Here is a 21,160-nt window from a genome sequence, read left to right on the forward strand (position 1 = left end):
AATGCCGAATTATTCAAGCCGATTGGCGTTCTCTTTTGGGGGGTTGGGGGGATCTCTCCGAGAAAATTTTATTTGTTGGAATACCCTAACGCAACAGCAGAATCACCGTTTGTAACATCCCGATCGCCAATCCGAGGATTCCCCCTAAATTCACGATCGCCTGTAACTCACTTTTGACAATGCCTTGAATCGCGCTTTCCAGTTCTTCGGCGGAAGTATTCCGCACCCGTTCCACAATCACGCGATCGATATTCATAATCGGAATAGCTTTGGCAACCAGGGTTTCTAAATCTCGTTCCAAATACCGCTCTAAAATTAAAGCTAATTCTTTGCTAACCAATCCTAACGAAGCATTCACCACCGAAGAGGCTTGCAGACGCTTCAGAATTAAAGTAGCCACATTTTCCCAGTTCACAGAATGAGTCAACCCCTGAATTAAGTCCCCCCCGCGCGTTTGGACATAAGTGCGGATACTTTCTTTCAGGGTTTTTCTCAGTTGGCGGACGGTAGAAACGGGTAAATTTTGCAGGGAAAGATTGTGTAACCATTCCTGCAAACGACCGCGTATCCCCAAAGTCTTGATTAATTCAGCAATTCTCGCATTAGCATCTTCTTTCTCATCTAGGCAAAAGGTCCGCAGACGAGTTAGGGTATTGCGCAACCCCAATAAATTGGCAACCACCCAGTAAGTCCCGCTACTTTTTTCTCGAAACCCCTCGTCGATCGCCGTAATATTGCGATCGGTCAGAAAATCAACCAAAGTTTGCCGAACCACATCCGCAGGCAGAACCGCCGTGAGTAACCAGTCTGACAGTTGCTGGGCTTGATTTTCAGTGAGTTGAAACTCCAGCAGCACCAGGTCGAAAATTTGGTTAATCTGGGGTTCTAGGAAATCTTCTGATCGGGCTAAGACGCGAATCATGCGCGGGAAGGATTCTCCCAGCAAATCCCGCAGGATGCCGGAGAGGATTTTAGCCGTTTTCTGTTCCGTATCCGATTTGAGTTGCGTGAGGGCCAGTTCCAGTAACCAGAGAATCGCCGCCTGGATTCGTTCGGTTTCCAGCAGTCGTTTTGCCAACTTTTGCAACTCTGTTGGCGTCAGCAGGGACCCCATAATCGTATCGGCAATCCGTTCAGCTAATCGTTCTTGGTTGCGGGGAATCAAACCGGGGGTAAACGGAATTCGCCGTCCCTTGAAAGAATAGGCACGGTAGGGACGGAAGAGCATTTTGATGGCTAAATCATTGGTGAAATAACCAATAATTCCCCCGGCGATCGGGGGTAAAAGGTAAGGCCAAAGAGTCAAGAGATCCATTCGCTATCAGCGTTTACTCGTCAAGCATCGTGAGTTAACGGGTAACAGTGAACGGTTAACCCCTCCTCCTCAACACTCAACTCTGACGTTTAGTGACGACTAATACTCCCATGATGCCACCTGAGATGGGGTAATGTGTGGCTTGGGCAAATCCAGCTTCTTGTGCCAGCCGGATTTGTTCAGGTCCCTGGGGGAATTTTTCCAGACTGGGGAGGATGTAGGCATATTCATCCTGGAGTCCATTGGCAGTGGCAACGGGGACAACGATGGTTTGAAGAATCCACTGCTGAACGGCGTAGAGGGTGGGATTGCTGGGGCGATGGAAGTCCAAAATAGCTGCGGTTGCACCGGGTTTGAGGACGCGATGGAGTTCTCGCAGACTGCGTGGGATATCGGTGACGTTGCGCAATCCATATCCCATTGTGGCGGCATCAAAAAAGTTGTCGGCAAAGGGGAGATGGAGGGCATCGGCTTCAATCCAGTGGATGGTTCGAGGGGGGTAGTGGTTTTCCCCTCGCTGACGGGCGATTTCCAGTTGAGCACAGGAGAAATCCACGCCGAATACTTGTCCAGTTTTGCCGACTTGTTCCCCCAGCAATTGAGCGAGGTCCCCACTGCCACAGCAGAGATCTAAGCAGGTATCGCCGTCTTGGGCTTGACTCCATTTGACGGCCATCAATTTCCAGATCCGGTGTTGTCCCACGCTTAACCAATCGTTGAGGCGATCATAAACGGGGGCGATCCGGTTAAAGAGGGCTTGAATGCGATCGGCGTCTGTGGTTGTTTCAACAGTAGGAGAGGTCATGGATGATATCGAGTACAAGTGAGGGCCAGGGCCACCTGTTGGGCGGAAAGATGCAACAGTTCTAGTTCATCCTCGCGCAGGATCGAGGGTTCTTTCCATTGCAGGGATAAAACGGCGATTTGCTCGTTGCGGTAATCAATGGGGATGGCGAGATGAGCTTGGATCCCAGAACTTTGGTAGTGGGGGACTTGGGCGAGAGTGGGGTCTTTAGCAATATCGACGGCGATCTGAACATTTCCCGTGGCGATCGCCTGCTGAATCAACGGGTCATCCTGCAACCAGTTCTCTACAATGCCATCTTTACTGTAGGTGCTTTGGGCTGGGGCTAAGGCATTTTTCTCCACCAACTGTAAAATACAGTAATCTGGAGAAAAGTTCTCCCCAAATGCCTGAGCTAAGGGGGGTAGACAAGCCTCTAAACTGTTAGCAGAGCGAGCAACCCCGACAATGGTCATCAGGAGATTGGTTTGCGCTTGAGCACGCCGCAGTTCCTCTGTCCGTTGTTTGAGGAGTTCGTAGGTTTCTGCCGCCCGTTGAACTACGGTTTTGAGTTCATTGGGGTCCCACGGTTTAGTAATGTATTTATAGACTTGTCCGGAGTTGATCGCTTCAACGAGATCCTCAATATCCGTGAATCCGGTGAGGATAATCCGCACCGTATTAGGAAACTGGGGGACCGTTTTACTGAGAAACTCAGTTCCCTTCATTTCCGGCATCCGCTGATCGGAGATGATTACCGCGACTTCCCCTTCTTGAGAGAGGATTTCTAAAGCACTGGCTCCACTATCCGCCTTCAAAACCTGAAACTCTCGCCGGAACGTGCGATAGAGCAAATCCAGGTTGTCTGGTTCGTCATCGACGACCAGCATTTTCGGTTTTTTTCTTCGCTCTCGACTTTTCAATTGACTCTTAATGTTATCTAGTTCAGGGATTGCGTTATCCATAACACTACAATAAACTCCTTTCGCCCCACAGTCCGGGTAACAGCCCTCAATCAATAGTACCCAATCTGGGTCAGGGGGTAGAAAATCCAACGGAAAAGTTGCGATCGCCCTGGGAGGAGAGTCCCTTTTCAGTGCGCTGATCCCTTGATTTGTCTTGGGGTTACCCGTTTAACCTGGGGTTGCTTACGCCTGTCCCCACCCGTGATCGGGATCCCTTGCCCGGATTCCTGTGGCAGGTGTGCAGGGGCGATCGGCTCAAATCTCTTCCTTTCACTTTCTCCACAGAACCAAATGCTAAACTAATAAATTGACCCTTACTCGTCATGCTTATGAGTTTAAATGTAGTCACCTTAGTTGGTCGAGCAGGCCAAGATCCAGATGTCAAATATTTCGAGTCTGGGAGTGTGGTTTGTAACTTAACCCTCGCGGTGAATCGTCCTACTCGGAATAGTGATGCCCCAGACTGGTTTAATTTAGGTGTGACCCGTTAGTTAGAAACCTTATTTTACAAAAATAAGGGGGATTAACTACAAGGAAATGGGAAAAATTCCCAAAGCCTTGATAACTGAATGTTCATGTTGGTGAGAGTTATTAATATGCCGTTGAAGAGAAAATAAAATCCTTCAACCCCTCAAGTCCAACCCTCTCGGATGCAAGAGTGAAAGCATCCTCCTCATCTTTGAAACTAGCACATTCAACGGTGGAAGCAAAGGAGGAAACGGAGGTCATTCGGACCCTTACCGAAAATCCCTTCTAGCAAGAGGTTATGGGTAGCTGAATGCAAAGGTATGTAACCGTCGTTAACCAGTCCCAGCGAAAGAGGTTGATACGCTGGCGTCAAAATGACCTAGGGTTAAACTGTCATCTTCAACCGAAGTTCGACCGCTTGGAATTGCTCATCTAAATGGAGCAATTTGCATCCCCCACACCCTCGGCGGATAGTACCACCCTAACGCCTCAAAACAATGAACATTCGGAACGGGGAGTCTATGACATTTCTTAAAATCGGTCGATATTTTAAGTAGGTGCTAACCGGATAATGTCATCAGACGAGGATTGAGACCCAAGCCAAAGCCTAACTGTAATGGTTATGGATATGCTAATAGTCTCACGGTGATTTGGAGATAAATTCATCAACTGCAATGCAAATGTCTAAAACCAGTCAATTGACTCGGGTGGAATGGAACAAACTCAACTGGCGTAAGCTAGAACGAGCCGTGTTTAAGTTGCAAAATAGAATTTTGAAAGCCGCTCAACGGGGAGATACAAAAGCCGTTTGTAAGCTGCAAAAAACCCTGACACGCTCTTGGTCCGCAAACTATCTGGCGATTCGGGAGAGAATCACAGCCGAAAAGCAGCAAGGCTCACCTAAATTAGCCTCTAAGATTTCCCAGGTTAAATCTAGTGTTACCCCGGCTAAAATTAGTTCATGTTCTGATAGGAAGTCTCGGCAAAATCAACAGAAAGGGATAGGCAAGGCTTGTGGCGCGAAACCGGGCGATCGCGTTTTAACCTCTGCCGAAAAGAGTCGGAGTTGTACCCAAATTCTCTCTTTTCTACTTAAGGCCAATAAAACCGCCAAGCTAGAAGATTTAATCCCAAAAATCAACCAGATAATTCATACTTGGCTCACCCATAACCAACATCAATGCAATAGCAAACTCCTTAAGAGAATCTATCATGATTTACACCAAATCATTATGCATTGGGGACGCCGCAGGACCGGGAGTTATCACAGAGCGTATCATCTCTACTGGCAGCAGCTAAATGGCAAAATTAAACAGGGAAAAAAACCCAATTACGGGCATTCCTTAACCGAAAATTGATCCAGAATAGAGGCTTTCTATCTCATTAAACCCAATCACTGAGGAGCCGTATGAGGGGAAACTCTCATGTACGGTTTTGAATCAGCGGTTAGCAAGGTGACTGGCTAATCGACTGTAACAAATCTGGGGTAAAACGGCAGAAATTGCCGCTCAATATGTCCGAAAAGGGAGTTTAATCGGTGTTAGCGGAAGTTTAAAGTTTGAATATTGGAATGACCGTTCCACCGGCACTCAACGTTCTAAACCCGTCATTTCTGTTGAACGCCTCGACTTGCTCGGTTCTAAACAGGATAACGAGCAGGGGGGAGGAAATATGAGAGGGGGTTATCAAAACGATGAATTCTAAGTGCTAAAAAACACAGGTTAGGACAGGGTAAATCCTTGTCCTGCCTGCCTAATTTAATAACAATCGAGGAGGGATCATGGCGGTTACTTTAAATTTACAACCTGCGCTAAAAATGACCGTGGAAAAGTTCGCAGAATTAGCGCAAATTAATCAAAATTTACAGTTAGAACTAACAGAAACTGGAGCGTTAATCATTATGCCACCAACGGGAGGAGAAACAGGCGATCGCAATTTTGAATTAAGCGGCCAATTGTGGGATTGGAACCGTCAAAAACGCCTGGGGAAAGCCTTTGATTCCTCCACTGGGTTTCGGTTGCCCAATGGTGCAGTGCGATCGCCTGATGTCAGTTGGCTCAAACTAGAACGATGGCAGGTATTAACCCCAGAACAACGCAAGAAATTTTTACCCTTATGTCCCGATTTCGCCGTCGAATTAGTTTCCGAAACCGATGAGATTCAAACCACCCATTTAAAAATGCAGGAATACCTCACCAACGGATTGCGCTTAGGGTGGTTAATTGACCCCGAAACCAAAACCGTTGAGATTTATCGTCAAAATCGTCCAGTAGAAGTCTTGCAGTCTCCTTTAACTTTATCCGGGGAAGAAGTCTTACCCGATTTTATTCTAACTTTACAACCGATTTGGTAAACCGTAACTCATAAAAAATTGAAATAAAGCATCAAACCTTAGGAGGATATCATGATTACCAATCCAGACCGGAATTATATGAGACCCGAGGAATACTTAGAATGGGAGGAAAACCAACCCCTCAAACATGAATATATGAATGGCGAAGTCGTTGCCATGACTGGGGGAACAATTGCTCATAATGAAATTGCCGTTAATTTAACCACAACACTCAAAAATCACCTCAGAGGAAAAGGGTGCAAAGTATTAATGGCAAATGCCAAATTAGGGGTGTCTGAATCTGGACCTTTTTACTATCCCGATGTCATGGTCACCTGTAATGAACAGGATAAACTTGCCAAAACTATGATTAACTTTCCTTGTTTAATTGCCGAGGTTCTGTCTCCAGGAACTGAGGCATTTGACCGAGGCCAAAAATTTCAGAACTATCGGCAGATTTCCACCTTACGCGAGTATCTGCTAGTGAGCGCAAACCAAAAAATGGTGGAGTGTTTCCGATTGAATGAAAAAGGGTTATGGGAACTCTCAATTTATGGAGAAGGAGAGGAGATAGAACTGGAAAGTGTAGAGTTTCGGGTTCCCGTAGACTTGATTTATGAAGATGTTATATTTAGTGTTAATTAATCCTATTTCACTCGAAATATAAAAATATCGACTTTAAAAGAAATTTTCAAAACCCAGGAGAATATCATGATTGCCAATCCAGACCGGAATTATATGAGTCCAGAAGAATACTTAGAATGGGAGGAAAACCAACCCCTCAAACATGAATATATGGATGGCGAAGTCGTTGCCATGACTGGGGGAACAATTGCTCATGCACTGGTGGCTAGTAATTTATTTTATCAGTTAAAAACTCATTTGAGAGGGGGGTCTTGTCGTCCGTTTATTTTTGATGCCAAAGTTGGTATTTCTGAATCAGGCCCCTTCCACTATCCCGATGTCATGGTCACCTGTAATGAACAGGATAAACTTGCCAAAAATGTGATTAACTTTCCTTGTTTAATTGCTGAGGTTCTCTCTCCAGGAACTGAGGCATTTGACCGAGGCCAAAAATTTCAGAACTATCGGCAAATTTCTACCTTACGCGAGTATGTCCTAGTGAGCGCAAACCACAAGATGGTTGAATGTTTCCGATTGAATGAAAAAGGGTTATGGGAACTCTCAACTTATGGAGAAGGAGAGGAGATAGAACTGGAAAGTGTGGAATTTCGGTTTCCTTTAGACTTAATTTATGAAGAGGTTGTTTTCAGCGAGACCTAACCAAACCTCACAATTTAAAAACATTGGCTTGGATACAGTATTTATTATAAACCATAAAATAAATTGCTATTTATAGTATTATTCTATTCCAGGCTTTTTAACCCCTTAAAATTTCGTTGTTCCGGTCTTGATGATAACGAGGTGACTCATGAAACGCTTAAAGATGGGGAACATTTGCAGTATCATTTTATCCGGATTCAGTATTCTGGTCACCACTCCCGTTCTTGCTGAAATTGTTAACCTTAACTTGCTTCATCTCAATGACATCAATGAAATCACTCCTCCTCAGAATGAAAATGGGCGGGGGGGATTGGCAAGAGTGGCGACTTTAAGGCAACAATTACTAAGGGAAAATCCCCATACTTTTACCCTATTGGCAGGAGATTTATTGAGTCCTTCTGGACTTGGAAATGCTCAAATCGAGGGACAGGCGATCGCAGGTCAGCAAATGATCGCCGTAATGAATACCCTCGGACTCGACTATGCCACCTTTGGCAATCATGAATTTGACCTCAGAAAAGAACAATTTTATGCTCGTTTGCAAGCGTCTAATTTTCAGTGGGTTTCTACGAATGTTTCCACTGAATCAGGAGAACCCTTTGAGCAAGTTCCTCGGTCTATCATCTTTGAAATAGCGGGGGAACAAGGTACAGTGGTTAGAGTTGGATTAATCGGGTTAACCCTGGATTTCAACCAGAGAAATTATGTAACCTATGCTGACCCTATCCAATCGGCAAAAACTCAAATTCAGCAACTTCAAGGCCAAGTTGATATTTTAGTCGCTCTCACTCATCTTTCCCTAGAACAGGATAAACAATTAGCTGACGCTATCCCAGAAATTGACTTAATTCTCGGGGGTCATGAACATGAAAATATCCAGGTCTGGCGCGGTGCTAATCTCACCCCAATTTTTAAGGCGGATGCCAATGCTAGAACTGTTTATGTCCACCGTTTAAGCTATGATACGACTACGCAACAGCTCAATATTGTTTCCGAATTATTTCCTATTACTCAAGCCATTCCTGAAGATTTAACTGTTAGACAAATTATTAATGAATGGCTAGAAAAAGGATACCAAGCCTTTCGAGACAATGGATTTAATCCTGATGAAGTGATTGCCACCCTCACGGAATCCTTGGATGGGTTAGATAGTCGCATTCGCCATCAACCCACTAACTTAACAAGATTACTCACCCAATTTCTGCTGAATGAAGTAGAGACTGCTGATTTAGCTATTTTGAATAGTGGCGCAATTCGGATTGATGATGTGATTGAACCGGGTCCGATTACTCAATATGATATCTTGAGACTTTTGCCCTTTTCCGGTATTGTGAGGGCAGTTGAAATGAAAGGAAGTCTCTTAGAACAAGTTTTGACCCAAGGAATAGAGAATAAAGGGACTGGCGGTTATTTGCAAACAGCCAATGTTAAGCAAGATATTGATAATAATTGGATGATAGCCGATCGCCCTTTAGACCCCAATCAAACTTACACCGTAGTTCTCCCTCAATTTTTAGTGGAAGGCAGAGAACAAAACTTAGAGTTTTTAACCTGTGAACACCATGAAATTCGCTGTGGGGAAGAACTCAGAGATATCCGGTTGATTGTAATTGAACAATGGAAAAAACTGTCTTCAGTGACGTTTAATTCTCCGTCAAGACGATCGCCTTTAGAAACACTAATGGGAACTAGGGGCGATCGCCTGTTGAGAGGTAACCTAGGAGTGAGTTTTTTACCAGTTGATGTAGGGTTGCATCCCATTCATGACCTTTGGACTTCTGTAGCAACACAATCATGAGTAACGAATCTGAATCTATCACCCGACGCGATCGCATTAACAAAAAGCTGAAGGCACTCAATCCCCCTTGGCAGATTATCCCCTATCGGGATGGGTTGGATACCCGCCAATTGGGATGCCATGCCGTTGAGGAATATCCGACGGCGAGTGGTCCTGCGGATTACGCTTTATTCGTGCAGGGTCGGTTGTTGGGATTCATTGAGGCTAAACGGGTTAGCGTCGGGACTGAGGGGGTTTTAAAGCAAGCAAAGCGGTATTCTAAAACAACATTTCAGGGGGTGGGGAATTGGCGCGGGTATCGAGTGCCGTTTTTGTTTTCCAGTAATGGAGAATTGATTTATTTTCTCGATGTGCGCCAGGAAAATAATCTGTCTCGTCAGATTAGCACCTTTCATTCTGCCGATGCCTTGGCGGAGTTATTCAAGCGGGAGGATGAAAGCTGCGATCGCTGGTTTTTGGAGAATTCTATTGCTGAAAATACCCGGTTGCGTCCCTATCAGGAAAAGGCGATCGCAACAACGGAACAGGCGATCGCCCGAGGGTTGCGCCATTTATTGATTGCGATGGCAACTGGAACCGGGAAAACTTTTTGCACCGTGTCTCAAATTTATCGGTTGTTGGCATCCAAAAAAGCTCGCCGGATTTTATTTTTAGTCGATCGCCGTGCTTTGGCGGCCCAAGCTGTCAGAGAATTTGCCTCATTTGATACCCCTCGTGGCAACAAATTTAATAAAGAGTATGAAGTTTACAGCCAGCAATTTCGGCGAGAAGATTTTGAGGAAGAGGAATCCTTTAAGCCGGAAGTTTTACCGAGTGCTTACTTAACAAATCCGAACGAAACTCATACCTTTGTCTATGTCTCTACCATTCAACGGATGACTATCAATCTGTTTGGGAAAGGGACAGGTGCAGCTGGGGAAACGGGGGATATGGAAGAGGAAAGCGATGCGGAAAAACTGGATATCCCCATTCATGCCTTTGATTTAATTATTGCGGATGAGTGTCATCGGGGATATACCTCTAGCGAGGTGGGTTCTTGGCGGAAAACCATTGACTATTTTGATGCGATTAAGATTGGCTTGACTGCCACCCCTGCGGCGCATACGGTGTCTCTGTTTCGTGAAGTGGTATATCGATACACGACTCAACAGGCAATCCAAGATGGCTGGTTAGTGGATTATGAGCGCATCGATATTCATTCCGATGTCCGGTTAAATAACACCTTTCTTCAAGCGGGAGAAATGGTGGGGCGAATTGACCGAGAAACGGGAGAAGAGGTTTATGATGAACTGGAAGATGAGCGAGAATTTACTACGACTGACATTGAGCAGCAAATCACCATACCCGATAGCAATCGCAAGATTATTGAGGAGATTGCCAAATATGCCGATCGCCATGAACAAGAAACTGGGCGGTTTCCTCGAATTTTGATATTTGCGGTGAATGATTTAGCCCATATTTCCCATGCAGACCAAGTAGTGAGAATTTGTAAAGAAGTCTTTGCCCGAGGGGATGACTTCGTGCAGAAAATCACCGGGAAAGTGGATCGACCTTTGCAATGTATCCGGGAGTTTCGCAACCGTCCTCAGCCTAAAATTGCCGTTACCGTGGATATGCTCAGTACCGGGGTAGATATTCCGAGTTTAGAGTTTATTGTTTTTATGCGTCCGGTGAAATCTCGCATTCTTTGGGAGCAAATGTTGGGACGGGGAACTCGCTTATGTGGGGATATTCATAAGACTCATTTCAAAATTTTTGATTGTTTTGGTGGGTCATTAATCGAGTATTTTGCCGACGTGAGTCATTTTAAAATCGAGCCACTGCGTCAGCAGACTGTTTCCGTGAAAAAAGTGATGGAAAATATCGTTAATAATTGCGATCGCCCCTATTATCTCAAAGCCTTTACCAAACGGCTGCATCGCATCCATCGCGGCATGAGTGAAGAGGCGAGACAGATGTTTGCTGACTATATCCCGGATGGGGATATTGGGGGATTCGCCCGCAGTCTGCCGGAACGGATGGAAACCGACTTTGCCAATACCCTGAACTTGCTGCAAAACCCAGGGTTTCAGGATGTTTTGGAGAATTACCCGAAAGCCAAACAGACCTTTTTAGTGGGGTATGAGGTTGAGGATCAAGTCTCCTCTCAAGTGGTGATTCAAGGCAAAAAACCTGAAGACTATCTGGATAGCTTTTCTCGGTTCGTCCAGGAGAATAGTTCCCAAATCGAGGCGATACGGATTTTGCAGGAACGTCCCCAGGGTTGGAATACCCAGGTCCTGGAGGAACTGCGGCAGGTTTTGCAGAAAAATCAGTTTCCTGAAGCGCAACTTCAACGCGCACACCAATTGGTGCATAATAAAGCCTTGGCGGATATCATCTCAATGGTGAAACACGCCAACCGCCCAGAGGAACCGATTTACACCGCACAGGAACGGGTAAACCGGGCATTAGCGCGGGTAATGGCAAGTAAGGATTTTAATCCGGAACAGTTGCAGTGGTTGGGTTACATCGGCGAATGTCTCGTGCAAAACTTGACAGTTGAGATAGATGATTTTGAAGAAGTCCCGATTTTCGCGCGTTCGGGCGGATTGAGGAAGGCCCTAAAGGTGTTTCCGGGACAGTTAGAGGCGTTAATTGCCGAAATTAATCGGGAAATTGCCGTTTAGAACCCCTTTCCCCGCGTTGTCAGCCAAGTGGATATTTAAGAATGGATGTCGTAAATAAACTCTGGGGATTTTGCAATACCCTACGCCATGATGGGATCGACTATGGCGACTATATCGAACAATTAACCTATCTGCTGTTTCTGAAAATGGCGGATGAGAAAGGGATTGCGATTCCCCAGGGGTGTGAGTGGGACAATCTCAAGTCCTATTCCGGGACGGATTTGGCTGACTATTACTTGGATATCCTGCGGCAATTGCGGGAGGAACGGGGATTGCTGGGAGATATTTTCGCCCAGGCGATGCCTCGGTTTAACAATCCGGTAAACCTCAAGCGCCTGATTGCCATGATTGATGAGGAAGAGTGGACCTCCCTTGATGTGGATGTGAAGGCGCAGGCGTTTGAGGGATTACTGGAAAAGGCGGCAAGTGAAGGGAAAAAGGGCGCGGGACAGTATTTCACCCCTCGGGTACTGATTCAATCCATCGTCCGGTTAATGAAACCAGACCCTCGGGTGAGTCCCCATTTCAAGATTTGTGACCCTGCCTGTGGCACCGGGGGTTTTTTGGTAGCGGCATATCAGTGGTTGATGGAACAGACGGGGGGTGTTTTTGACCGCAAGGACCTGAAGCGCATCAAATCTCAAACCTATTACGGCCAAGATTTGGTCCCTCGTCCCCGACGTTTGGCCCTGATGAATCTATTTTTACAGGGGTTAGAACCGACAATTTATCTCGGGGATGCGATTTATGAGAGCGATCGCGCCGAGCGGTATGATTGCATTTTGACCAATCCCCCTTTTGGCACGAAAGGGGCCAATCAAGTGCCGGGACGGGATGACTTTACCATTGAGACGAGTAACAAACAGTTAAATTTTATCCAGCACGTTTTGACGACCCTCAAACCCGGGGGACGCGCCGCGATGGTGTTGCCAGATAATTGCTTGTTTGAGGATAAGGCGGGGGAAGTCTTTAAAATTGTGATGCAGGATTGCAACGTGCATACGGTGTTACGCTTGCCTCGCGGAACCTTTACGCCTTATTCTCAAGGGGTAAAAGCGAATGTGGTCTTTTTCCAGAAGGGATTACCGACTCAGGCAGTGTGGATTTTTGATGCTCGTTCCAATGTACCGGGGGTGACAAAGAAAGAGCGCCCTTTGACATTTCAGCATTTTGCTGAATTCGAGCGCTGTTATGGGGATGACCCGGATGGGAATGGCAAGCGGGAAGATTTGGGACTGGAGGGGCGCTTTCGTCGGTTTTCCCTGGCGGAAGTCAAGGAACGGGATTACAAACTGGATTTGACTTGGCTCAAGGATGAAAGTTTAGAGGATCCGAACAATTTGCCAGAACCGCAAGACTTGGCAAGTGAGGCTATTACAGAGTTAGAAGCAGTGGTAGATGATTTAAAAGATATTTTAGCCTTGATGGAATTGGATGGAGATGAATTGTGATAAACCTTTGATGAGGATGGATAAATCCAACCCGTTAGATAAAATCGCTCTATAATTTTTTTCAAATTCTATAAATTAAACAGGAAAAATATAGGATGGAAATTCTAAAACTCAAAATCCGGGCTGATGGTGAAGGCAAAGTAATTTTACAAGTCCCTCAAGATTTAGCAAATCAAGAGTTAGAAATAGCTGTTATTTATCAACCCGCTTTTCCAACCCCCGTAACTCAAACCCCAGAGGAATTAGGCTGGCCTCCGGGTTTTTTTGAACAGACCGCAGGCTGTTTAGCAGAGGAGCCGTTGGTCAGATATGACCAAGGGGAATATGAGTTTAGGGAGGAAATTGATTGATTTATTTACTGGATACAAATGTTTGTATTCTCTACCTAAATCGGCGCAATCCTGTTTTCCAGAAGGGTTTACCGACTGGGGTGATGTAGTCACTTCTCTGAAATCGCAAGACTTAACAAGTAAGGCGATCGCTGAGTTAGAAGCAGTGGGGGAGGATTTAAAGGATATTTTAGATTGGATGAAGTTGGACGGAGATGAGTAATTCATTTATTACTTTCAATAGCAAAGAATTACCGTCAGGATGGCTTAAAGTTAAGCTTCCTACGATTGCCGATATTATTATGGGTCAATCACCACCATCATCTACTTACAATGAATTTTGTGATGGTTTACCTTTTTTTCAAGGTAAAACAGAATTTGGCAAACTTTATCCTTCTGTAGTAAAATATTGCACGCAACCTAAAAAAATTGCTGAAACTGGAGATATACTCATTTCGGTTCGTGCGCCTGTTGGCCCAACTAATCTTTGCCAAGACAAAGCAGCGATTGGAAGAGGTTTAGCCGCTATTCGGCCTCTTACAGTTATTTCAACATTCTATTTATTGTTTTACCTAAGAAGTATAGAAGAATCGCTGTCTGAACAGGGAACAGGTTCAACTTTTACTGCTATCAGTAAATCCCATTTGAACAACTTAGATATAATCATTGCCCCCCTCAAAGAACAACGGCGCATGGTTGCCAAACTGGAAAAGCTACTAGGAAAAGTGGACACCTGCAAACAGCGACTAGAGAAAATCCCCACCATCCTGACTCGCTTTCGTCAATCGGTCTTAGCTGCGGCTTGTTCCGGTCGCCTCACCGCAGATTGGCGCGAACAAAATGAGAGTAACGATTTTGAAGAAGACGTTCCTTGGCACTGGAAAAAAGTAAACTTAGATGATGTAGTAGCCTCTTTACACCAAGGGTGGAGTCCTAAATGTGAACTTCATCCCTCTCCTTCCGAAGAGATTTGGGGCGTAATTAAAACAACGGCTGTTCAACCACTCGTTTTTGTAGACCAAGAAAATAAACAACTACCCGACTATTTAGAACCTCGACCCGAATTAGAAATTAGAGAAAATGATATCCTAATTACACGCGCTGGCCCTAGAGTTAGAGCGGGAGTTTCCTGTTTGGTATCTTCAACCCGTTCAAGGTTAATAATTTGTGATAAAGTATATAGACTGCGAGTTAAAAAAAATAAGATATCTGCGGCTTATTTAGTTTATTTTTTAAATTCTCCATCTACAATTTATATAATTGATGAATTAAAAACGGGAATATCTGACAGTGGTGTTAATTTAACTCAAAAAAAATTCTTAGCTCTTACATTATGGATACCCCACCTCGCTGAACAACAAGAAATAGTGCGGCGCGTGGAAGCGCTATTCCAAAAAGCCGATCGCATCCAACAACGCTACGAAAAAGCTAAAGCGCATATTGACCAACTGACCCAATCCATTCTCGCCAAAGCTTTTCGGGGTGAACTCGTCCCCCAAGACCCCAACGACGAACCCGCCTCCGTACTCCTCGATCGCATCCGCGAGGAACGCGCCAACCAACCCCAAGCCAAAACCGCTAAAAAATCCACTGAGAAAACCCCCAAAGCAACAGGAAAGCGGGGACGGAAGAAAGCACAACCGCCAGAACCCCCCGAATCGGACAACGCAGAACCGATTCAGTTAAAGCTACCGGGAATCGAGTAGGGTGGGGATTTTCCACGCTCAACCGCTTAAAATACTAATTGGGTGAATGATTCGTTTTTATTGGAGATTCCTTCATGCCTAGAATTACTATTGCAGTCCCAGACGAACGTTCGGGACCAGCGAGACCCCTCAGCAATATTCAGCCGACCTATAGAACCCAGTCTAGCGATACTAATATCAATGCCGAACTCCATCAGTTTAAGTTGTGGCGATCGCTGCCTTTATGGAAAAAAGCGGAGATAGTCAGCGGTTGGACAAAAGGAGTTTGGGAAATGTCTCTCATGGCGATTCAAAACCGCTATCCTCAAGCGAGTCTATTAGAAATTCGTCATCAATTCGCACTTCGCACCCTAGATGATGAAACCGCTTTAAACGTTATTCGCCAAAACTTAAATCAACCCGTTATGATTACTGACCCAATTTCTCTGGTACTTGTGGTAACCGCAATTCTGGACGAACTGGGTATCCCTTACCTCATCAGGGGTTCCGTTGCCAGCAGTTTATTAGGAGAACCTCGCAGCACTCAAGATATCGATTTGGTGGCCGACTTAACCTTACCCCAAGTTAAACCCTTAGTAGCCGCATTGCAACCTAGATTTTATGTGGACGAAGAAACCGTCAAATCGGCAGTCTGCTATCAAAGCTCATTTAATATTATCGACAATGAATCGATTGTTAAATTTGACATTTTTATTTTAAAAAATAACCCTTTTAGCCAATCTGAATTTGAACGGCGTCAAGTGCAAATCGTTCGCACCAACCCAGAACAAACCGTAGTTTTACCGACTCCTGAAGATATTATTTTACAAAAGTTACTGTGGTATAGAGATACCAATTTTAGCTCAGAAAAACAGTGGAGAGATATTTTAGGGGTGATGAAGTTACAAGGTGCTACCCTTGATTTTGAGTATCTGCGATATTGGGGAGAACAACTCAAGTTAGTAGAAAATCTTGACCGAGCTTTAGGCGAATCAGGATTATTATAAGCGAGCGATCGCAAACTCTAGGACTGGTAAAGCAGATTTTTAGAAAGGCGATCGCAGGTTCTCCACTCCCAAATTGCTATAATCAAGTAACTATTTTCTTAGAGGTTCTCCAATGTCTATCATTACCATTGAAGTTCCAGACGAACTTTCGGGACAACTGACACAAATGGGCGATCGCCTGCCTGAACTGCTGGCCCAATTTCTCCAACAACCGACAATCCCGGTCCATATTTATCGCTATATCCTCAATTTTCTCGCCAGCACACCCACTCCAGAAGAAATTGCAGATTTTAAACCCACACCTGAAATGCAGGACCGCTTACAAACGTTGCTATCTCGTAGCAAAATGGGGCAACTGACACCCGCCGAACATCAAGAATTGGATGAGTACGAACAAATTGAACATCTAATAATTATGCTGAAAGCTGGCAATCTTCATTATTTAAACCCGGTAAATGAGTGAAAACTATATCAGCGCATCACTTCGCCGTTTGGTTGAAAAACGAGCAAATTATCGCTGTGAATATTGCTTACTTCCGGCAAATGTTGCATTTTTTTCTCACGAAATCGACCATATTATTGCCCAAAAACACGACGGTATCACCGAGGCAAATAACCTGGCTTTGACCTGCTGGCGTTGCAATCGCCACAAAGGTAGCGATCTGGGTTCTTTCGATCCAGAAACTGGGGAATTCAGTTTTCTATTCAATCCCAGAACCCAGGAGTGGATAGAACACTTTACTCGGGAACAAGTGACAATTTTGGGGATGACTCCCGAAGGACGCACTACAGTTAAACTACTTCAAATGAATACCCAGGAACGACTGACAGAAAGACGGCGATTGTAAAATAGCTAAGACTTGATTTGATGGATTTCCAAGGTAGCATTTTCGCCAACAGCGCCGCAAATCGCCCACCGCGCATGGCCGTTTCTCTATGTGCAACATAAGGAGGTAATTCGTTGAAGATTCGCCTTGATGACAAGAATATGTCAACGGTGACAAATGACAAATAATGTGGAAACCGACAATAAAAAAAGCGGGCAGCGAGAATCGAACTCGCATCAATAGCTTGGAAGGCTATGGTTTTACCACTAAACTATGCCCGCAGTTGGCAACGTTAGCTACATGATCCAATATAGCATGAGTTTTCTAAATTGCAACATATTTTGTTAACAAAGGCTGAAATTATCTCGGGGAGGGGGTTTCGGTTGTGGTAACTGGATTAAAGGGGCCAGACAACCTGGGTTCGATTTGGTGGGGTGATTCCACAGTGGACTAAGGAGCGTGTCACTATAGAGGGGTAAGCATTCAGGACTATTCCAGGATCATGGATACGGATCCTCTTTATAAGCGCTTTCCTAAAGTTGAGATCCCTCGACGGGGGGCGGCTTTTGTGATTGATTATTGGATTGTGTGGCTGTTGAGTTCCCTGGGGGCCGATCGCACCGTTGAAGGGATGTCATGGGGTCAATCTTTCTGGTTCCTTCTCCTGTGGGTGGTACTGCGGGTGTTCCTTCCCGGGCGCAATCACGGCCAAAGTGTAGGACGCTGGGCGCTCGATATTACCCTGGTTGGGTTGCGATTTGGGCGCACCCCGTTATTGCTGGATTTATTTAAGCGGGAGGCGATCGCCGGTATCGGTGCCGTGTTGGTGGCGATCGGGTTGAGTCACCTGAATCCCGGGCATGGTGTGGGGATGCTCTTGCTCGTTCCCTTGGCGATCGACTGTAGCGCGGTTTCCTCGGACCCTTTTCGCCGACAAGCGTTTCACGATCGCATTGCCAATACCATGATTGTCGGGACCCTGCGAGGATTTTCCCTCGACATCAAGTTAAAACGAGCCTATCGCCAACTCCGACGAGCCTACCAAGAATTTAAGCAAAATCGCGGCAGTCGCTCCTTTGAGGATACTCGCCAATATCGAGGCGATCGCGATAACTTTGATGACTTCGAGGACTAGATTTAGCCGGAGTCGGGAGAGCAAATCCCCGTGGGTTAACGATTGTTAACCGAGAGTCTGACTGATAAGAAAACTTAATTTAGGGAAAATGGGCGAAATAGCCGATTCTATGAGATAATCATAAATCGTGTCTAAATCTGTCCTTATTGGGAGCGGGGAGACCTAATGGCTAAAGGTGTCCGAATCATTATTACCTTGGAATGTACCGAGTGCCGGACTAATCCGGACAAGCGCTCTGCTGGAGTGTCTCGGTACACCACTCAGAAAAACCGTCGAAATACGACTGCACGGTTAGAACTTAAAAAATTCTGCCGCTACTGTAACAAACCGACGGTGCATAAAGAAATCAAATAGATGAGGCGTTTATCCTCAAGGCAACAACTGGGGCTTTGAGGTGGCGTCTCCAAATTTGTTAAGAGTCCCTGACTTGTCCATTCAAAAAACTGTACAGAGATTGAACTGCTATGGCATACTACCGTCGGCGTGTTTCGCCAATTAAACCGGATGAACCCATCGACTACAAAAATGTAGAACTGCTGCAAAAATTCATCACCGAGCGCGGAAAGATTCTGCCTCGGCGGATTACAGGCTTAACCGCCAAGCAGCAGCGGGAACTCACCCAAGCAATTAAGCGCGCCAGAATTGTCGCCTTGTTGCCATTTGTGAACCAAGAAGGATAAAAATAGTGGCACTGAAGGCTTTTAGATTTTAGGTGCGATCTGATATCTAAAGTCTAAAACCTAAACGCTGGGGTATCGATCGTGGAAAAGGGAACGCTGCTCGAATATCGGCTGAACGGGGACCGACGTCTAGCCGTAGCCGACCGTCCGGATGGCAAAAAGAACTGGGTTGTGGTGGATGAACATGGTCAAGCCAATAGCATTCCACCCAGACAAATCGCCTACGAAATCGGTGGAGGTTCCTATAAACCCTCCGATATCCCGAATTTCCGCAAGGAAGTAGAGAAATATCTCGACCCGGATAGCTTAGAGGTGGCGTGGGAAATCTTGGTTGAAGAAAACCGGGGGGTTGACCCCGGGGAAATGGCGATGTTGCTCTTTTCAGAAAATGAGCCGCCTAATCGCTATGCCTCATACTTGTTGCTGTCTGAGGATAAGCTCTATTTCAAGCAAAAAGGGGACCGTTATGAGCCGCGATCGGCCAGCCAGGTTGCGGAACTCAAGCACCAACAGGAAGTAGAAACCCAACGACAGCAAGAGTGGGGCAATTTTGTAGCCCGGGTGCAGCAACGACTCGCCGGGGATCTGGTGGAGTGGGAAAATAGCGATCGCATCCGCATCGAAGCCCTAGAAAAGTATGCAGCCTTGGCAGAAGAAGCGCGAGAACGCAATCAGGCCAAGGAAACTCTCTCATCTCTAGGCCGGACCGACACGCCCCAAGCTGCCTTTAAGCTTTTGGTAGAGTTAAAGGTATGGTCTGAACACGAAAATCTATTTTTACGGCGAACTCAGATCCCAACTCATTTTTCTACCAAGGTACTGGAAGTGGCCCACCGGTGTTTGAATTTTCCGCCTCCTGATCCCGATGCGAACAACCGCCTCGATTTAACTCATCTCAAGGTTTATACCATCGATGATGAAAGCACCCTAGAAATCGATGATGGGGTGAGTTTGGAATATCTCGAAGATGGGCGGCAACGGCTGTGGATTCATATCGCAGACCCCACACGCTTACTGTCTCCGGGAGATGAATTAGATTTAGAAGCTCGTCGGCGCAGCACAACGGTTTATTTGCCGACGGGGATGGTGCCTATGTTTCCCCATGAATTGGCAACAGGGCCGATGAGTTTGGTGCAGTCGCAACTTTGCGCGGCCCTGAGCTTTGCGGTGATTTTAGATGACCTGGGGGCGGTAGTGGAATCCAGCATTCATGTCACCACAATTAAGCCTACTTATCGACTGACTTATGATGATGTCGATGAGATGTTGCAGTTGGGGCTACAAGCGGAACCGGAAATTAGCGCGATCGCGGCTTGGTCGAAACGTCGCCATGCTTGGCGGGTCTCCCAAGGGGCCATTAGTATTTCCATGCCGGATTCTTCCATAAAGGTAGATGAGAATGAGGAAATCACCGTTCAACTCTTGGAAGATTGCCCGTCGCGGCAATTGGTAGCCGAAATGATGATTTTAGCCGGGGAAGTGGGAGCACGCTACGCTCAAACCCACAATATTCCGGTCCCTTTTCGGGGCCAACCTCAGCCCGAATTGCCCCCGGAAGAGGAATTGCTCATTTTGCCTCCGGGTCCGGTGCGATCGAGTGCAATCCGGCGCTGTATGCCAAAAAGCGAGATGGCAACGACTCCCTCCCGTCATGCCAGTTTGGGATTGGATGCGTATATCCAAGTTACGTCTCCCATTCGCCGGTATAGCGATTTGTTAGCGCATTTCCAGATTAAGGCTCACCTGCGAGGGGACCCGCTGCCGTTGGCTGTTTTGGAAGTGCAGGAAATTGTCCAAAGTATCGGGATGGCAGTGAAAGAGGCGTCTTTGGTGGAACGCCAAACCAACCGCTATTGGATTTTGGAATATCTGCGCCGTCATTCTGGGGAAGTTTGGCAGGCGGTGGTATTGCGGTGGTTGCGTGAAGATGAAAACCTGGGTTTGATTCTGCTGGAAGATATCGGAATCGAGTTAGCATGGCGGTTCCCTCGGGCAGTGTCCCTGGGCGATCGCCTGGATTTGCAAGTTGCTTATGCCGACCCCCGTGAGGACCAGATCCATTTCCAAGAAATGGTCTATCAAACGGCTCAATTGTAAACACTTTCTCCCTGAATCCATATCCAATGGATTCAGGGTATTTAGGTTAGAGTTGCTAATTGTTAACTGATGATTTTAAGAAAAGCAACACCCTAACCTAGACCTCAGAACCCTATTTCGTCTATTTCGATTGTTTCGTTTATTTCACTATTTGAGCAATTTTTCTGTTAGGGAACTCCACAAAATAAAATCTTCTATCAGAGATCCCCCCAACCCCCCAAAAGAGAACGCCAATCGGCTTGAATAATTCGGCATTACTTCTAATGCAGAAGTTTTTTTATGGAAATCCCTTATTCTTATTAATAAAGACTTAGACAATCTATTCAAACCGAGG

At 45.8% G+C, this 21,160-nt stretch carries 20 protein-coding genes, 1 tRNA gene and 2 pseudogenes; 19 read left to right on the forward strand and 4 right to left on the reverse strand.

The window, feature by feature from the left end:
- Positions 1–85: 85 nt before the first annotated feature.
- The 3 genes from NG796_RS06135 to NG796_RS06145 all read right to left on the reverse strand — a co-directional run bounded on the left by NG796_RS06135 (position 86) and on the right by NG796_RS06145 (position 3,064).
- Positions 86–1,315, reverse strand: a complete 1,230-nt coding sequence (locus NG796_RS06135; RefSeq protein ID WP_261205026.1) for a DUF445 domain-containing protein — start codon at positions 1,313–1,315, stop codon at positions 86–88.
- A gap of 76 nt (positions 1,316–1,391) precedes the next feature.
- Positions 1,392–2,120 (reverse strand): bifunctional demethylmenaquinone methyltransferase/2-methoxy-6-polyprenyl-1,4-benzoquinol methylase UbiE, encoded by a 729-nt coding sequence (ubiE, locus tag NG796_RS06140; protein ID WP_261205027.1) that lies wholly within the window; start codon positions 2,118–2,120, stop codon positions 1,392–1,394.
- On the reverse strand, positions 2,117–3,064 hold the full coding sequence (locus NG796_RS06145; protein WP_261205028.1) for a response regulator: 948 nt from the start codon (positions 3,062–3,064) through the stop codon (positions 2,117–2,119). Before NG796_RS06145 ends, ubiE begins: the two co-directional genes overlap by 4 nt.
- A gap of 329 nt (positions 3,065–3,393) precedes the next feature.
- Here NG796_RS06145 and NG796_RS06150 point away from each other — a divergent pair.
- From NG796_RS06150 to NG796_RS06225, 15 genes and pseudogenes are all read left to right on the forward strand, one after another.
- Positions 3,394–3,546: pseudogene (locus tag NG796_RS06150) on the forward strand (single-stranded DNA-binding protein); the annotation flags it as partial.
- Positions 3,547–4,212: 666 nt separating this feature from the next.
- Positions 4,213–4,890: a reverse transcriptase N-terminal domain-containing protein gene (locus NG796_RS26425; protein WP_317619279.1), complete on the forward strand. Its 678-nt coding sequence runs from the start codon at positions 4,213–4,215 to the stop codon at positions 4,888–4,890.
- A 118-nt stretch (positions 4,891–5,008) separates the two neighbouring features.
- Positions 5,009–5,236: pseudogene (gene ssb, locus NG796_RS06165) on the forward strand (single-stranded DNA-binding protein); the annotation flags it as partial.
- Between the two features lie 76 nt (positions 5,237–5,312).
- Positions 5,313–5,885 (forward strand): Uma2 family endonuclease, encoded by a 573-nt coding sequence (locus NG796_RS06170; RefSeq protein WP_261205029.1) that lies wholly within the window; start codon positions 5,313–5,315, stop codon positions 5,883–5,885.
- Between the two features lie 51 nt (positions 5,886–5,936).
- Positions 5,937–6,509 (forward strand): Uma2 family endonuclease, encoded by a 573-nt coding sequence (locus tag NG796_RS06175; protein WP_261205030.1) that lies wholly within the window; start codon positions 5,937–5,939, stop codon positions 6,507–6,509.
- Positions 6,510–6,575: 66 nt separating this feature from the next.
- Positions 6,576–7,148 (forward strand): Uma2 family endonuclease, encoded by a 573-nt coding sequence (locus NG796_RS06180; RefSeq protein WP_261205031.1) that lies wholly within the window; start codon positions 6,576–6,578, stop codon positions 7,146–7,148.
- Between the two features lie 148 nt (positions 7,149–7,296).
- A complete protein-coding gene (locus NG796_RS06185; RefSeq protein WP_261205032.1) occupies positions 7,297–8,946 on the forward strand; it encodes a bifunctional metallophosphatase/5'-nucleotidase in 1,650 nt (549 codons plus the stop codon).
- The gene (locus NG796_RS06190; RefSeq protein ID WP_261205033.1) at positions 8,943–11,615 is read left to right on the forward strand and encodes a DEAD/DEAH box helicase family protein; all 2,673 of its coding nucleotides are present in this window, start codon (positions 8,943–8,945) and stop codon (positions 11,613–11,615) included. The genes NG796_RS06185 and NG796_RS06190 overlap by 4 nt, the downstream gene beginning before the upstream one ends.
- 41 nt (positions 11,616–11,656) lie before the next feature.
- Positions 11,657–13,066: a class I SAM-dependent DNA methyltransferase gene (locus tag NG796_RS06195; RefSeq protein WP_261205034.1), complete on the forward strand. Its 1,410-nt coding sequence runs from the start codon at positions 11,657–11,659 to the stop codon at positions 13,064–13,066.
- Positions 13,067–13,161: 95 nt separating this feature from the next.
- On the forward strand, positions 13,162–13,416 hold the full coding sequence (locus tag NG796_RS06200) for a hypothetical protein (RefSeq protein ID WP_261205035.1): 255 nt from the start codon (positions 13,162–13,164) through the stop codon (positions 13,414–13,416).
- A gap of 22 nt (positions 13,417–13,438) precedes the next feature.
- Complete coding sequence (locus NG796_RS06205) at positions 13,439–13,618, forward strand: hypothetical protein (RefSeq protein ID WP_261205036.1); 180 nt, start codon at positions 13,439–13,441, stop codon at positions 13,616–13,618.
- Complete coding sequence (locus NG796_RS06210) at positions 13,611–15,101, forward strand: restriction endonuclease subunit S (protein WP_261205037.1); 1,491 nt, start codon at positions 13,611–13,613, stop codon at positions 15,099–15,101. The genes NG796_RS06205 and NG796_RS06210 overlap by 8 nt, the downstream gene beginning before the upstream one ends.
- A 74-nt stretch (positions 15,102–15,175) precedes the next feature.
- Positions 15,176–16,087, forward strand: coding sequence for a hypothetical protein (locus NG796_RS06215; RefSeq protein WP_261205038.1), 912 nt, complete (start codon positions 15,176–15,178; stop codon positions 16,085–16,087).
- 112 nt (positions 16,088–16,199) lie between these two features.
- A complete protein-coding gene (locus tag NG796_RS06220; protein ID WP_261205039.1) occupies positions 16,200–16,550 on the forward strand; it encodes a hypothetical protein in 351 nt (116 codons plus the stop codon).
- Positions 16,543–16,935: an HNH endonuclease gene (locus tag NG796_RS06225; protein WP_261205040.1), complete on the forward strand. Its 393-nt coding sequence runs from the start codon at positions 16,543–16,545 to the stop codon at positions 16,933–16,935. The genes NG796_RS06220 and NG796_RS06225 overlap by 8 nt, the downstream gene beginning before the upstream one ends.
- Before the next feature lie 189 nt (positions 16,936–17,124).
- On the opposite strand, the gene NG796_RS06230 is transcribed toward NG796_RS06225, so the two are convergent.
- Positions 17,125–17,195 (reverse strand) — tRNA-Gly (locus NG796_RS06230).
- Between the two features lie 221 nt (positions 17,196–17,416).
- On the opposite strand from NG796_RS06230, the gene NG796_RS06235 reads away from it, so the two are divergent.
- The 4 genes from NG796_RS06235 (at position 17,417) to NG796_RS06250 (ending at position 20,826) form a co-directional block, all read left to right on the forward strand.
- Positions 17,417–18,049 (forward strand): RDD family protein, encoded by a 633-nt coding sequence (locus NG796_RS06235; protein ID WP_261205041.1) that lies wholly within the window; start codon positions 17,417–17,419, stop codon positions 18,047–18,049.
- Between the two features lie 165 nt (positions 18,050–18,214).
- The gene (gene rpmG / locus NG796_RS06240) at positions 18,215–18,403 is read left to right on the forward strand and encodes a 50S ribosomal protein L33 (RefSeq protein ID WP_015147530.1); all 189 of its coding nucleotides are present in this window, start codon (positions 18,215–18,217) and stop codon (positions 18,401–18,403) included.
- A gap of 110 nt (positions 18,404–18,513) precedes the next feature.
- The gene (gene rpsR / locus NG796_RS06245; RefSeq protein WP_015147529.1) at positions 18,514–18,729 is read left to right on the forward strand and encodes a 30S ribosomal protein S18; all 216 of its coding nucleotides are present in this window, start codon (positions 18,514–18,516) and stop codon (positions 18,727–18,729) included.
- Positions 18,730–18,810: 81 nt separating this feature from the next.
- Entirely contained in the window at positions 18,811–20,826 is a 2,016-nt protein-coding gene (locus tag NG796_RS06250) for a ribonuclease catalytic domain-containing protein (protein ID WP_261205042.1), read from the forward strand.
- The last annotated feature ends 334 nt before the right edge of the window (positions 20,827–21,160 follow it).

This window comes from Laspinema sp. D2d, from assembly GCF_025370755.1.
GTDB lineage: Bacteria > Cyanobacteriota > Cyanobacteriia > Cyanobacteriales > Laspinemataceae > Laspinema.